The organism is Pseudoduganella ginsengisoli (assembly GCF_009720865.1).
GTDB lineage: Bacteria > Pseudomonadota > Gammaproteobacteria > Burkholderiales > Burkholderiaceae_D > Rugamonas > Rugamonas ginsengisoli.
In genome coordinates this window covers 216354-229600 of record NZ_WNLA01000004.1, presented here as the reverse complement: position 1 = coordinate 229600, position 13247 = coordinate 216354, and the positions used below count along the sequence as shown (strand labels likewise).

The following is a 13247-nucleotide window of genomic DNA, read 5'->3' as shown; positions in this document are numbered from 1 at the left end:
CCTTAGTCCTGGCGCGGGTGCAGCAACAGCGGCAAGCTGCTTGGCGTCATCGTGAACGTGAAACGCTCTTCCACTTCCGGCGCTCCCGGCTTCACGGACAGTGTGAAATTGCGCATGATCATGGCCATCACCATCTTGATTTCCGCCATCGCCAGGTAGCGTCCAGGGCAAAAACGGGGGCCGCCGCCAAACGGGAACAGCTTGCGGCCCGGATCGCTCGCGGATTCGGCCCCGCTGTCATCGAGCCAGCGCATGGGATCGAACTGGCCGGGGCGCTCGAAGTCATTGCTGCGTTCGGCCGCATGGCGCAGCATCAGGAAAATAATCGTGCCGGCCGGCGTGGCAACGCCATCCACCACGGTATCGGCATTCGGTTCCGCCGCCATGAACGGCGCCACGGGTTTGACGCGCATGGCTTCGCGCGTGGCGGCATCCGTATAAATAAAACTGTCCAGCAGGCGGAAGTCGCGCACCACGGTGCCGGCGCCCATCAGGCGCACCGCTTCTTCGCCTGCCTTGACGGCTGTTTGCGGGTTTTGCGACAGCAAGTGCAGCAGCCACGCAATGGTATTGGACGTCGTATCTTCACCGGCAAACACCATGGTGATGGCATTGCCGATGACTTCCGCATCGGTAAAACCGGAATCCGGTTCATCGCGCGCCGCCACCAGCGCTTCCAGCATATTCGACGGGCGGGTGCGCAAGGCCGGATCCTGCTCCAGCCGGGCCCGCGTCTGGGCAATGAAGCCGGTAATGGCGTCATGGATGCGCTGGTGCGCGGCATCGGCTTCGCGGTCAACTTTCATCTTGAACAAACGCCAGTAGGCAAACGGCGACGTCAGGCGCCGCGCCACCATATTGAACAGGAATTCAATATCGCGCTGCAGTGGATTGTCTTCGTGTTCCAGCGTGTTGATGTCCTGTCCCATGGCCAGGCCGATCGTCACGTCCAGTGTGTACGCTTTCAAGTCGCGCAGCACGTCCACGCCGCGCCCGGCCGCCAGCGCCTTGTTCCAGCGGGCCAGCAATCGCTCCGTCATCATGATGAGGTTGGGGAAATAGCGGTGCACGACTTCCGGCGTCAGCGCGCGCATGCCCAGCTTGCGCTGGCGGCGCCACTCTTCGCCCTCGGCGGTAAATAAACCCCGGGTACCGGCTTCTTCCAGCATGCGCGCAGTGCGCGACGAGCGGCGGAACGCAACCGGCCGGTCGCGCAGGATATTGGCGATCACATCACGGTCGGACACCACGACAAAGGTGCGCTTGGCCACGCGGAATTTATACGTGCCGTTGTATTCGCGCGCCCATTTTTCCAAGGTGCGGTGGAATTGCTTCGGCTCGATCTGGCGGGCATTGCCGAGGATCGGGATGCCTTTCGGCCCCGGCAGCTCCGCGATCGACCGTACCGGCGCCCCAGCATCTCCCGGCTGCGCGCCCGCCTGTGCAGCCTGCCCAGCCATCATGTCTTCAGGCATCTCCGTCTCCATCAATATTTTGTTATATTTTACGCCACCTTTTTGGAAAGGAAATAACCATGCTGTCTCATGTCTATGTGGGCGTAACGGATTTCGAACGGGCTTACGCGTTTTATGCGCCGCTGATGGCCAGCCTGGGGCTGCCGCAGAAATTCAAGGATGATGGCCGGCCATGGGCGGCGTGGATGCCGGCCGATGCACCGCGCCCCCTGTTCATTGTGGGGGCGCCGTATGCGGGCGATGCATCGTGCGGCAATGGGCAAATGCTGGCGCTGCAGGCGCCGTCGCGGCAGGCGGTCGATGCAGCGTATGCGGCAGCGCTGGCGCATGGTGGCGCCAGCGAAGGGGAGCCGGGATTGCGGCCGGAATATCACGCGAATTATTACGGCGCGTATTTCCGCGATCCCGATGGCAACAAGCTATGCGTGGTATGCCACGCCGCCGTTTAAGCGCAGTTTGAGTTCAGTTCGATGCCTGCTTTGCTTCCGGGTACAGCACCATCTGCACGTAATTATCGAAGTCGAAGTAGCGTTTCGCCGCAGCCTGCACGTCAGCCGGCGTCACGGCAGCGGCGCGCTGCTCAAACGTGAGGATGGTGGCCGGATCAAGCCCGTTGGCATACGCGCCATCGAGGTGGCTCAGCCAGTAACCGTTTTCACGCAGTGCGCGGCGGTTATTGACGGACCAGTTTTCCTTGACCTTGGCCAGGTCCGCCGCTTCCGGTCCCTGCTGCTGGATGGTGCGGACCAGGCCCAGCATGGCGTCCGCCACCTTGTCCGTGTTTTCCGGCGCGCATGGCAGCGTGATGGATACCGAGTAATGGCCATATGGCATTTTGTTCAGCGACGCGCCCACGTGGCCGCTATAGATCAGCCCCAGCTTTTCACGCAGCACTTCATTGACCTTGATGTTCAGGATTTCCGCCAGCGCGCTCTGGTTCAATGCGGCGGCTTCCGAATACGGCGCTTCGCCAGTGAACGTCAACGTCACCATGCTCTTGTTTTCCGCGCCCTTGTATACGTTTTTCTTCACGACGCCTTTCACGGGGCGCACGCCGTTATCCTTGTAGGCGACCGGCGCATCCGTCACGGGCAGGCTGCCCAGGTAAGCCGCCACCAGCGGCTTCATGGCGGCCAGGTCAAAGCTGCCCACGACGACGAACGTGAAATCGCGCGCACTGGCAAAGCGTTCGCGGTAAATCGCCATCGCGCGGTCCAGCTGGATGTGGTCGAAATCTTCCACGCGGGCCGGACGGGCCACGCGCGGGTCATTGTTGTACAGCGTGGCAATCGATGCGTCGGAGAACACGACGTCCGGGTTCGACATCGCATTGCGGGCCAGGTCGCGCTGCTTGCCGATAAACGATTGGTACAGCGCTTCATCGCGGCGCGGCTGCGTGAACGCCAGGTGCGCCAGCTGCAGCATGGTTTCCACGTCGGCACTGCCGGAACCGCCGCGCAAGCCTTCACCCAATGCGCCCACCCACGACGAAGACGACACGGTTTTCCCGGCCAGCATTTTCTGCAAATCGACCGGTGCGAATTTCACGCCCATCGACGACACGATGTTGCTGGCATAGCGGGCATTGAATAAATCGTCGCCGCCATACAGCGACTGGCCGCCCGGACGGAATCCCGCCATCAGCACCTGGTCATTTTTAAAGTCCGTCGGCTTCAGCACCACCCGGACGCCATTCGACAAACGCCATTCCGTCGTACCCAGCGCCTTGTCCACGGTTTCCGCAACAATGGCGCCCGGCTTCGGCAATTGCTCCATCAGCTTCGTGGCCAGCACTTTTTCTTCGCGCTTGGCGACTTTCTGTTCTTCCGCCGCGTTGGCCATTGCCAGCAACGCCGCTTCCGCCGGCGCAGGCGGCTCCGCCTTGTCGTTGCCCTGGTAGACCACAAGCTTTTGCTCGTGTGACGGCAGCATGTTCGCCGCCAGCGCATTGACCTGGTCCAAGGTCACGGCAGGAACCAGTTCCTGCGCATAGGCATAAATATCGGCAATGGCCGGGTCGACATCCTTTTGCGTGATGAATGCCTTCACCAGACTATGTACGTGCCCTGCCGAATCGGTCTTGTCACGCTCCTGGTAAGCGCGCTCAATTGCGCGCATGAACATTTTCTTGGTGCGCTCCAGCTCCTGCTCGCTGAAACCAAAGCGGCGCGCCCGCTCCACTTCCTGCACCAGCGCATCAATCGCAGGCTGGGCGCCGCGTTTGCCCAGCACTGCGCTGGAAGCAAACGTGCGGTAACCCGGCACGACCGGCGTCATGCCGGCATGGCCGCCAATGAATGGCGGTTCGGCCTGCTGCGTCAATTCTTGCACGCGCTGCGCCAGCATGATGCCGACGATCCCTTCCTGCAAGTCGTCGCGAAAATCCGCAAACGTCTTGCGCACCGGCTCCTTGCGGATCGTATAGCGCACCGTCACTGCATTGTTGCGGGCTTCCTTGTCCGTCACGACCAGCGCTTCCGACTGCGCGCGGGGCGGGATTTCCGCATAGGCGCGCGGGCGCGGCTGCGCGGGATTTTTCAAGTGCCCGAAGTGGCGCTGGATCAGCTGTTCCGCTTCTTGCGGCTCAATGTCGCCAACGGCCACCACGGCCATCAAGTCAGGACGGTACCAGTCGCGGTAAAAGCGCTTGACAGCGTCATACTTGAAATTTTTCAAGACTTCTTCTTTACCGATCGGCAAGCGCTCCGCATACAGCGAACCATTCAGCATCTTCGGCAATGTGGCCTGCAGCATGCGCTTTTCCACGCCGCCCCGCGCGCGCAACTCTTCCAGCACGACATTGCGTTCGCTGTCGATCGCGTCGTCTTCGAATTTCACGCCATGGGCCCAGTCTTCCAGCACCTGGAAGCCCGTTTCCACGTTGTCTTTTTTATCGGTGGGGATCGGCAGCATGTACACGGTTTCATCGAAGCTGGTATAAGCATTCAAGTCATGGCCGAAGCTCACGCCGATCGACTGCAGGTACGAAATCAATTCATTGCGCTTGAAGTGCGTGGTGCCATTGAACGCCATGTGTTCGACAAAGTGCGCCAGGCCCAGCTGGTCCTGGTCTTCCAGCACGGAACCGGCACGCACGACGAGGCGCAATTCCAGCCGCTTTTCTGGTTTGCCGTTTTTCTTGATGTAATACGTCAGGCCGTTAGCCAGTTTGCCCGTCTTGACGTCCGGCGCGGATGGCACCGTATCGTTCATGTTGATGGCGGCCTGCCCGGTCAAGGTGCAGGTCAGCATGGCGGCGGCGGCAATGCGCCGCAGTGGAGCGGAGGTCATTTTACGATCTTGCAAAATAAGAAAGTTTCCACATTACACGATTTACCGTGATAACGCTAGCAACCCCTTAGTGTAGAGCCGCCGCCGGGTTTGGCGCCAACGGGCGGCACTATTTCCCACCTAGACATGCACATGCCGGTACACAAGGCGCCACGCCAGCCCGAACGCAAGCGCCACAGCCAGGAACCCGGCAGGCAGCCGCGCACTCCACATGGGCAGCGCATGCAGCAGCGAGCCCATCAGTGCCACACCGACCAGCGCGCCGATTTGCCGGTTCGCATTCAATGCGGCTGCCGCACTGTTCGCATGGGCTTTGCCGGCGACCTGCATGGCGCTGGCCGTCATGGCGGGAATCGCCACGCCGACACCCAGGTTCATCACGACGATACAGGCCAATACCATGCCGAACGGCGCGTTGGGCATGGTCCACGCCAGCGCCAGCAATACCAGCCCCATGGCCGAGCCCACGGACAAGCCGCCCAGCAATGGCTTGCGCATGCCGATCCGTGCCGTGATGCGGCCGGCCGAGAAATTACCGGCAATAAAAGCCGCCATCATGGGCAACAGCGACAGGCCCGTCCACAGCGCATCGGCGCCCCGCTGCTGCAGATACAAACTGAGCAGGAATAACTGGCCAAACACGCCCAGGTTGATGAAAAACCCCGTGCCATTGACGGCGGCAAAGGCCGGCGTGGCAAACAAGGCGCGGGGCAGCAATGGGTGCACGGCGCGCCGTTCACGCTGCGCCAGGGTGATGCCCAGCGCCACGGCAGCGGCCAGCGCAGCCAGCACGGGAGCCGACAGCCAGCCCAGTACTGGTCCTTCAATCAACACAAAACTCAGCGCCGCCAGCGCCAGCATGCCGAGCGCATGGCTGGCCAGCGGCAAAGGACGCGCTTGGGGCGGTACGGGACGGATCAGCTTCAGCGCCATCACAATGCCCAGCGCGCCGATCGGCACATTGACCCAAAACACGCTGCGCCAGCCAAAGGCATGCACGAGGATGCCGCCCACCAGCGGGCCCACTGCCGAGGCCGTCGCTACCATGGCCGACCACGTGCCTACCATGCGGGCCCGCACCTTATCGTCTTCAAACAAGTGGGTCAGCAGGCTCAATGAACTGGGCAGAAACAGCGCCGCGCCCGCCCCTTGCAGCAAGCGGGCGGCCGTCAGGCTGACGCCGCCCGGCGCCAGCGCGCACAGCACGGAGCCCGCCAGGAACACGGCCAGGCCGGCCAGATACGTGTTTTTCACCCCATAGCGGTCGCCCAGCGCGCCGCCCGCCAGCAACAGCGCGGCAAACGTCAGCGTATAGCCATCGACCACCCAGACCAGGCCGGACAGCGGCACGTGCAAGTCGGCGGCAATGTCGGACAGCGCCGTGTTGACTGCCGTAACGTCGATCATGGCCATGACAAAACCTGCCGCCAGGGTCAGCAGCGCCAGCGCACCGGCCTGCTGTTGCCCGGCAGCACTGACGGCCCGCACTTCATGTTGCTGGTGATGCATATGTCCCCCTGTCGCTGCTGTTGTCCATGCGCAGCATGCTAGGCCGCTTGAATGATGCAGTAAAGACGCATATGATCAGCACTCTGATGCAATTTTGCATGCCATCCATGGATTGGGATAACGCCCGCATTTTTCTTGCCATTTACCGCGCCGGCACGCTGCGCGGCGCTGCAGCCACGCTCGATATCGACCAGGCCACCGTGGGCCGCCGCCTGGCCGCGATGGAAAAAGCGTTAAATGCCAAGCTGTTCCTGCGCACGCCGGGCGGCTACGTGGCCACGCCGGCCGGCGAACTGGCGATCGGTGCGGCAGAACAAATGGAAGCCGCGGCCAACCGCTTGCAGCGGGAAATGCAGGGCATCGATAACCGCCTGTCCGGCGCCATCCGCGTGGCCACGTCCGACACCATGGCGGCGCACTTCGTCATTGACGCCATGCGGCGGCTGCATGAACGCCACCCCGATATCCGCATCGTGCTGAGCGCTTCCACCCAGCTGTCGAGCCTGACGCGGCGCGAAGCGGACCTGGCCATCCGCACCGTGCGCCCCGCCGACCCGGATTTGATTTCACGCCACCTGGTGCGCCGCACCCTGGGCCTGTATGCGACACGCGGCTACCTGGAACGCCACGGGATGCCGGCGCCGGGCACCGCCTTGCATGGCCACGATATCGTGATTTACCAGGCCAGCGTGGCGCCCCGCCATGGCGACAAGCTATGCGGCGAGTCCGTTGCCAAGGCGCGCGTGGCCATGGAAGTCAATACCGGCTTGATGCTGCATGAAGCCGTCAAGGCGGGCCTGGGCATCGGCGAACTGGCCACGCACATGGCGGACCAGATGCCGGAACTGGTGCGCATCTGGCCGGAACGGGAACAGCATTACGACGTGTACCTGGTCATGCATACGGATTTGAACCGCACGGCGCGCGTGCGGGCGGCGGCGGACGCCATTCTTGAATCGTTCTCCAGCCAGTAAAAGGCGGTGCTACCATTGCCCGCATGAGTACTCCAACGTCCCGTCCTGGCCCGGCCATCTTTGCACCGCTGCGCGACATGCAGCGCTGGGCGCTGGACTGGCTGGTCAGCTGGTGGCAATTGCTGCACTTTTCCGTACTGATTGCCACGCTGGCGCTGGCGCCGGCCAGCTACAACCGGCGCGCGCGGCCCGTGCTGGCGCGTGAGATCGTGCTGGGCACGGCGCCGCACCTGCTGTGGTTTTCACTGATGACGACCTTCATCAGCCTCGTCATCATCCGCATCGTTGTCGTGACGTCGGCCAGCTATGGCTTGTCGCGCTATGCGCTGGAAATGGTGGTGCGGGTACTGGTGCTGGAATTGATTCCGTTGACGGTGGCGCTGTTTGTCGCGCTGCGCAATACCTTGCCGGCCGGTGTCGCATTTGCACAGGCGCTGGCCAGTGTACGCAACAAGGGCGGCGGTTTCCCGGTGGCGCACGGAGCGCGTGCGCCGGGCGCCGCACAGCCGACACTGGGAGAAGCCGCCGAGGCAGCGGCCGCCGCGGCGCCGGCCGAACTGGCGGCAGCGGCGGAAGGCGATGCGGAACTGCGCGGCATCAGCGGCTTGCAGCGCGAATTTTTCCCGCGCGCGATGGCGGGCATGTTCGCCGTATGGCTGCTGGGCGCCGTCAGCTGCGTACTGACGCTGATCCTGTCATACCTGTCGATTTACGGCTTCACGCCGTATGCTTTGCAAGGCTATACGCGGGTGGTGGGACAGATTTTCAACCCCGCCGTGTCGATGATTTTAATGGTGAAGATCGTGTTGTTCAGCTTTGCCGTCGGCATGATTCCGCTGGCGTCGGCCTACTTCGGCGCCAGCGCGCGGCTGCGGCACGTGCATGGCTTGTCCGACATGGTGCGCATGTTTTCCGTGCTGCTGCTGATCGAAGCGGCTTCGCTGATGGGCAATTATTACTGAGGATTTTATGGACGAACCAACGGCGCCCACCCTTCCGCCATCATTGCGCAACGCTGAACTCAAAGCGGCCCTGCTGCTGGGGCTCATGCTGGTGCTGGTGGCCGGGCTGGCCGTGTACCTGATGTATGCGCGCGGCGCATTCGACGCCACGCAGCGGCTGGTGCTGACAGCCGATGACTCGGATGGCGTCGGCGTGGGCATGGATGTGACGTTTGCCGGTTTCCCCATCGGCCGCGTGCAGCGCATCGAACTGGGACAGGATGGCAAGGCGCGCATCCTGGTCGACGTCACGCAGAAAGATGCGCACTGGCTGCGCACATCCAGTGTCTTTACGCTGGAACGGGGCCTGGTGGGCGGCGCCAAGCTGCGCGCGTTTACCGGCATTCCAGCCGACCCGCCGCTGCCCGACGGCGCCACGCGCGATTTACTGGTGGGCGACATGGCGGGCCAGGTGCCGCAATTGCTGACGGCGGCGCGCGACTTGCTGGCGAATTTGAATAACTTGACGGCCACGGATTCCCCGCTGGACATGACCTTGCGTAACGTGCAAGGCGTGACGGGCCGCTTGAATGGCCCGGGCGGCGCCATGGGGCTGATTGCCGGTGAAGACCAGAAGGCGCAGCAATTGCTGCGCAACGCCAATGCACTGATCCTGAAGGCTGACAGCCTGGTGGGCAATGCGGACAAGCGGGTGTTTGGCAAGCAAGGCGTGATGACGGATACGCAAGCTGCCGTGGTGGAATTGAAAGGCTTGCTGGCCGATGCGCGCGCCAGCCTGAAGAAAATGGATGCGGTTTTGGAAGAGGCGCAAGCGGTCGGCGCCAATGCGCGCATTGCCACGCAGGACTTGGGCGCGCTGCGCGCCGACGTCGATACCAACTTGCGGCGCATTGAACAGTTGATCAATGAAATCAACCGCAAGTGGCCATTCAAACGCGATGCGGAGATCAAACTGCCATGACTACCCTGCTGCGTCCCTTGGTCATTTCTACACTGGTGATGGCGCTTCCGGCCTGCAGCAGCGGGCCGCCTGTGCCGGACTGGAAATTGAATGCGCACAGTGCGCAAGAGCGCTTTCTTTCCGCGTATTTGTCCGGCAAGGACAACGTGGCGCAAACGGAACTGGCCCGGGCACGGCAGGAAGTAGGCAGCACGGGCAAGGCGTCGCTGGCGATCCGCATCGAGCTGGCGCGATGCGCGGCGCAAGTGGCGGCGCTCGTGTTTGAAGCGTGTCCGGGATTTGAGCGCCTGCGCGTGGATGCTGCCGCGTCGGATGTCGCGTATGCGGATTACCTGTCAGGGCAGCGGGCCGATAGCGCTGTGCTGCCGGAACAGCACCGCGCCGTCGCCAGTGCGCTGGCGGCTGCCAATGACGTGGCAGCTTCGAGCGCCGTGGCGGCCATTGCGGATCCGTTGTCGCGGCTGGTGGCGGCCGGCGCAGTCTTGCGCGCCGGGCATGGCACGCCGGCACTATTGACGTCCGCCGTGGAAACCGCGTCCGGCCAGGGATGGCGGCGGCCCTTGCTGGCGTGGCTGCAAGCGCAGGCGCTGCGGGCGGAAAAGGCCGGAGACATGCAGGCGGCAGCGCAGGTCCGGCGGCGCATGGCGCTGGTGACGGAAAGCGGCACAACCAGCGGCGCGGCCAGCAAGGGTCTATAGCTGACTTACTGCCCTTTTTCTGCCGCTGCAGCCGCCGCCTCCCGCAACTTGTCTTTCTTGCTCTTGCGTTTACCCTTGATGCCGCCATTCACCGTATCGGTGGCCGCATGCACGGCAGGCGCGGCAGTCTGCACGGGTTCAAAGCCTGCGATTTTCTCACGCGGCACCCGCACCTTTTGCCGGTTCTCGATCAGGCGGAAATGCGCTTCCGCCGCCGCGCTGACGAAGCTGACCGCCAGCCCCCTGGCGCCCGCGCGGCCCGTGCGGCCGATGCGGTGCGTGTAATCGGCCGGTGAACGGGGCAAGTCAAAATTCACGACCACCGGCAATTGCGCGATATCGATGCCCCGCGCCGCCACGTCCGTGGCCACCAGTACGCGGATGTGCGACACCTTGAAATCGGCCAGCATGGACGTGCGGGCGCCTTGGCTGTGGTCCGCGTGGAAGGCTTCCGCGTGGATGCCGTTGCGGCGCAGCTTGTCGGCCACGTGGTCTGCCGCATATTTGGTGGCGACGAACACCATGACGCGCTCCCACCCTTCCTCACGGATCAAGTGCCGCAGCAACTGCACGCGGCGCGCGTCATCCACCGAAATGGCGCGCTGCACAATGTCCGGCTTCGATTCCGGCGTGGAGGCCACTTCCGCCCGCACCGGGTTGCGCAGCATGCCTTGCGCCAGCGCTTGCACGGCGGGCGGGAACGTCGCGGAAAAGAACAGGCTTTGGCGCTGGGCCGGCAACATCGACAGGATGCGCTGCACTTCGCCGGCAAAGCCCATGTCCAGCAAGCGGTCCGCTTCATCGAGCACCAAGGTGGCGACCTTGTCCAGCTTAACGGCATTGTGGTCCACCAGGTCCAGCAGGCGGCCCGGCGTAGCGACGACGATATCGGCGCCGCCACGCAGCGCCATCATTTGCGGGTTGACCGACACGCCGCCAAACACCGTGACGACTTTCACCTGGACGGGCAAATGCCGGGCCAGTGCACGGATCGCTTCGCCCACCTGTGCCGCCAGCTCGCGCGTCGGCGCCAGGATCAAGCCATGCACGGCGGGCGCCCGCGAGTGGCGGCGCGCCAGCAATGCATGCAGCATCGGCAGCACGAACGCGGCAGTCTTGCCGGAACCCGTCTGCGCGGCGCCCAGCACATCGTCGCCCCGCAGCGCGGCAGGTATCGCGGCAGCCTGGATGGCAGTCGGTTCCGTGTAGCCCGCTTCGGCCACGGCATGTAATAACGGGGCGGCAAGGCCCAGCGTGTTAAAGGTCATGTTGAAATCCTGCGTGAACAACCCGCCAGTATAAGGGAAGTCAACACGAGGAAGTCAACATGTCCTTGCCCTTCAGCGGCGAGCCGTGGCAATATCGCCTTTCACCAATTGCGAAATCGATAACATGATCCACTGGGACGCCCATACCTGCCTGCCACAACACCCGGCCGCATCGTTTGAGCCGGTCGCGCGGCTGCACGCTGCCGGCGTGCACTACACATCGCTGAATGTGGGCGCGGACATGAACCCGCTATCGCAAGTGATGTCCGTGATTGCCGGCTACCGCGCCACCATTGCCGCCCAGCCGGAACGCTATGTGCTGGCGTCCACGGTGGACGACGTGCTGCGCGCAGCGCGCGAAGGCAAGATGGCGCTGACCTTTGATCTCGAAGGCTCGATGCCGCTGCTGGACCAGCCGGACATGGTGGCGCTGTATGCACAGCTGGGCGTTCGGCAAATCCACTTTGCCTACAACCGCAATAATTCCGTGGCGGGCGGTTGCCATGACGAGCCGCGCGGCTTGACGCCGCTGGGCCGCCGCATGGTGCAGGCCGTCAATGACGCGGGCATCATCATGGATTGCTCGCACACGGGCGGCCTGTCATCGCTGGAAATCATGGAAGTGTCCAGCAAGCCCGTCGTGTTCAGCCATGCGAATCCGTATGCGCTGGCGCAGCATGGCCGCAATATCACGGACGAGCAAATCCGCGCCTGCGCAGCCACGGGCGGTGTCGTGTGCGTGTCGGGCCTGTCGTGGTTCCTCGGCACGACGGCGCCATCGGCTGCCGATGTGGCGCGCCACGCTGCTTACCTTGCCGGCGTGGCAGGCATCGAACACGTGGGCATCGGCACCGACATCTGCTTTTCCGAGCCAGGGCTGGACGATACGCCGCCGGGTGAATTCGATCCGTCGTATTGGTGGCCCGCATCGGCCGGCTACAGCAACGATGCGCCGCCCACGTTTGTCGCGCCGGACATGTGGCGCACACTGGCATCAGAATTGCGCAACGTGGGCATGACGGACGCCGAAGCGGCGCTGGTCATGGGCGGCAATATGCTGCGCGTGGCGCAGCAAACGTGGCATGGGTAATTACATCCCCACGTCGCCGTATGGGCCGGCAATCACCACGACATAGCCATCCGGATCCCTGATCCAGATTTCCCGGTGCGATGCATTGGTATTTTCCTTCGGCCCTTCCAGCACCGTAGCCGACAGCGCCGCCACGCGCTCGACGGCGTCGTCGAAATCCTCCGTCCAAAACCACAGCAGCACGCCGTTACCGTACGGCCGCGATTCCGGATCGCCCAGATGGGCGTGGCCATGCGCATCCCACCGGTGCAATTGCAGGATCATGCGGTCGCCGTGCATGATTTGTTCATATTCACGGCCGCCGTGGCCGCTGCGGGCCGCCAGCAAAGTTTGATACCAGCGGCTGCTGGCGGGAACGTCCGACACGGCAATGAGGGGTTGCGCTTGCATGGGGATCTCCTGGCAGGATGGGAAGGGTCATCATACGCCGGTCATGGCTACCCGGCGTAGGCACGCTGCAACGCGGCGATATCGAGCTTTTTCATGCCCATCATGGCCACCAGCGCCCGCTGCGCGCGCGGCGACTGGGAATCCTTCAGCATTTCGATCAGCACGCGCGGCACGATTTGCCACGACACGCCGAATTTGTCTTTCAGCCAGCCGCACTGCTGCGCGGCCGGATCGCCGCCCTCGCCCAGCCGCGCCCAGTAGCGGTCGATTTCCTGCTGGCTTTCACACATGACCTGGAACGACACGGCTTCATTGAATTTAAATTGCGGGCCGCCATTCAATGCCGTGAAAGTCTGGCCATTGATTTCAAATTCCGCCGTCAGCACGGTGCCGGGTGCCTTGCCATGGTGTTCCTGCCCGGCTTCCGTGTAATAACTGACTTGTGTAATGCGTCCGCCGTCAAAAATGCCCGTGTAATACTTTGCTGCTTCTTCCGCCTGCGTGTCGAACCACAGGCAGGGGACAATGCTTTGTACGTGAGCCATGACTGATTCCTTTCGGGTTGATATCGAGGTGAGGACGGGGCGCCGCCCGCGTCCTTGCCACCACGACGAACGGCGCGGCAGGAA

At 63.2% G+C, this 13247-nt stretch carries 12 protein-coding genes; 6 read left to right on the top strand and 6 right to left on the bottom strand.

Features of this window, described 5'->3' with window-relative positions; all coding sequences use genetic code 11:
- Window positions 1-2: 2 nt before the first annotated feature.
- Window positions 3-1475 carry a cytochrome P450 gene (locus GM668_RS09375; protein ID WP_229499098.1) on the bottom strand — a complete coding sequence of 491 codons (1473 nt, stop codon included), beginning with the start codon at window positions 1473-1475 and terminating at the stop codon, window positions 3-5.
- Window positions 1476-1534: 59 nt separating this feature from the next.
- Here GM668_RS09375 and GM668_RS09370 point away from each other — a divergent pair, with 59 nt between their 5' ends.
- The gene (locus tag GM668_RS09370) at window positions 1535-1924 is read left to right on the top strand and encodes a VOC family protein (RefSeq protein ID WP_155438680.1); all 390 of its coding nucleotides are present in this window, start codon (window positions 1535-1537) and stop codon (window positions 1922-1924) included.
- Between the two features lie 13 nt (window positions 1925-1937).
- On the opposite strand, the gene GM668_RS09365 is transcribed toward GM668_RS09370, so the two are convergent.
- Both GM668_RS09365 and GM668_RS09360 read right to left on the bottom strand, forming a co-directional pair.
- Window positions 1938-4766, bottom strand: a complete 2829-nt coding sequence (locus GM668_RS09365; RefSeq protein WP_155438679.1) for a M16 family metallopeptidase — start codon at window positions 4764-4766, stop codon at window positions 1938-1940.
- 120 nt (window positions 4767-4886) lie between these two features.
- Window positions 4887-6275: an MFS transporter gene (locus GM668_RS09360; protein ID WP_155438678.1), complete on the bottom strand. Its 1389-nt coding sequence runs from the start codon at window positions 6273-6275 to the stop codon at window positions 4887-4889.
- A 107-nt stretch (window positions 6276-6382) separates the two neighbouring features.
- Between GM668_RS09360 and GM668_RS09355 the strand changes: the two genes are divergently transcribed.
- Genes GM668_RS09355 through GM668_RS09340 form a run of 4 tightly spaced genes read left to right on the top strand, consistent with a single transcriptional unit; the run spans window position 6383 to window position 9870 of the window.
- Window positions 6383-7249: a LysR family transcriptional regulator gene (locus tag GM668_RS09355; RefSeq protein WP_155438819.1), complete on the top strand. Its 867-nt coding sequence runs from the start codon at window positions 6383-6385 to the stop codon at window positions 7247-7249.
- Window positions 7250-7272: 23 nt separating this feature from the next.
- Window positions 7273-8211 (top strand): ABC transporter permease, encoded by a 939-nt coding sequence (locus GM668_RS09350; protein ID WP_229499090.1) that lies wholly within the window; start codon window positions 7273-7275, stop codon window positions 8209-8211.
- Between the two features lie 7 nt (window positions 8212-8218).
- Complete coding sequence (locus tag GM668_RS09345; protein ID WP_155438677.1) at window positions 8219-9172, top strand: MlaD family protein; 954 nt, start codon at window positions 8219-8221, stop codon at window positions 9170-9172.
- Complete coding sequence (locus tag GM668_RS09340) at window positions 9169-9870, top strand: hypothetical protein (RefSeq protein WP_155438676.1); 702 nt, start codon at window positions 9169-9171, stop codon at window positions 9868-9870. The genes GM668_RS09345 and GM668_RS09340 overlap by 4 nt, the downstream gene beginning before the upstream one ends.
- Before the next feature lie 5 nt (window positions 9871-9875).
- Here the strand turns inward: GM668_RS09340 and GM668_RS09335 are convergent, their stop codons facing one another.
- Complete coding sequence (locus GM668_RS09335) at window positions 9876-11138, bottom strand: DEAD/DEAH box helicase (protein ID WP_155438675.1); 1263 nt, start codon at window positions 11136-11138, stop codon at window positions 9876-9878.
- Between the two features lie 85 nt (window positions 11139-11223).
- Between GM668_RS09335 and GM668_RS09330 the strand changes: the two genes are divergently transcribed.
- A complete protein-coding gene (locus GM668_RS09330) occupies window positions 11224-12228 on the top strand; it encodes a dipeptidase (RefSeq protein WP_371868668.1) in 1005 nt (334 codons plus the stop codon).
- On the opposite strand, the gene GM668_RS09325 is transcribed toward GM668_RS09330, so the two are convergent.
- Together GM668_RS09325 and GM668_RS09320 are read right to left on the bottom strand one after the other, a co-directional pair.
- Complete coding sequence (locus tag GM668_RS09325) at window positions 12229-12618, bottom strand: VOC family protein (RefSeq protein ID WP_155438674.1); 390 nt, start codon at window positions 12616-12618, stop codon at window positions 12229-12231.
- A gap of 47 nt (window positions 12619-12665) precedes the next feature.
- Window positions 12666-13163, bottom strand: coding sequence for a VOC family protein (locus tag GM668_RS09320; protein ID WP_155438673.1), 498 nt, complete (start codon window positions 13161-13163; stop codon window positions 12666-12668).
- Between the last annotated feature and the right edge of the window lie 84 nt (window positions 13164-13247).

What these genes read in the sequence shown, in the direction of transcription:
- GM668_RS09375 (WP_229499098.1), bottom strand. Translation starts at nt 1,475, where the DNA reads ATGCCTGAAGACATGATGGCTGGGCAGGCTGCACAGGCGGGCGCGCAG.
- GM668_RS09370 (WP_155438680.1), top strand. Translation starts at nt 1,535, where the DNA reads ATGCTGTCTCATGTCTATGTGGGCGTAACGGATTTCGAACGGGCTTAC.
- GM668_RS09365 (WP_155438679.1), bottom strand. Translation starts at nt 4,766, where the DNA reads ATGACCTCCGCTCCACTGCGGCGCATTGCCGCCGCCGCCATGCTGACC.
- GM668_RS09360 (WP_155438678.1), bottom strand. Translation starts at nt 6,275, where the DNA reads ATGCATCACCAGCAACATGAAGTGCGGGCCGTCAGTGCTGCCGGGCAA.
- GM668_RS09355 (WP_155438819.1), top strand. Translation starts at nt 6,383, where the DNA reads ATGGATTGGGATAACGCCCGCATTTTTCTTGCCATTTACCGCGCCGGC.
- GM668_RS09350 (WP_229499090.1), top strand. Translation starts at nt 7,273, where the DNA reads ATGAGTACTCCAACGTCCCGTCCTGGCCCGGCCATCTTTGCACCGCTG.
- GM668_RS09345 (WP_155438677.1), top strand. Translation starts at nt 8,219, where the DNA reads ATGGACGAACCAACGGCGCCCACCCTTCCGCCATCATTGCGCAACGCT.
- GM668_RS09340 (WP_155438676.1), top strand. Translation starts at nt 9,169, where the DNA reads ATGACTACCCTGCTGCGTCCCTTGGTCATTTCTACACTGGTGATGGCG.
- GM668_RS09335 (WP_155438675.1), bottom strand. Translation starts at nt 11,138, where the DNA reads ATGACCTTTAACACGCTGGGCCTTGCCGCCCCGTTATTACATGCCGTG.
- GM668_RS09325 (WP_155438674.1), bottom strand. Translation starts at nt 12,618, where the DNA reads ATGCAAGCGCAACCCCTCATTGCCGTGTCGGACGTTCCCGCCAGCAGC.
- GM668_RS09320 (WP_155438673.1), bottom strand. Translation starts at nt 13,163, where the DNA reads ATGGCTCACGTACAAAGCATTGTCCCCTGCCTGTGGTTCGACACGCAG.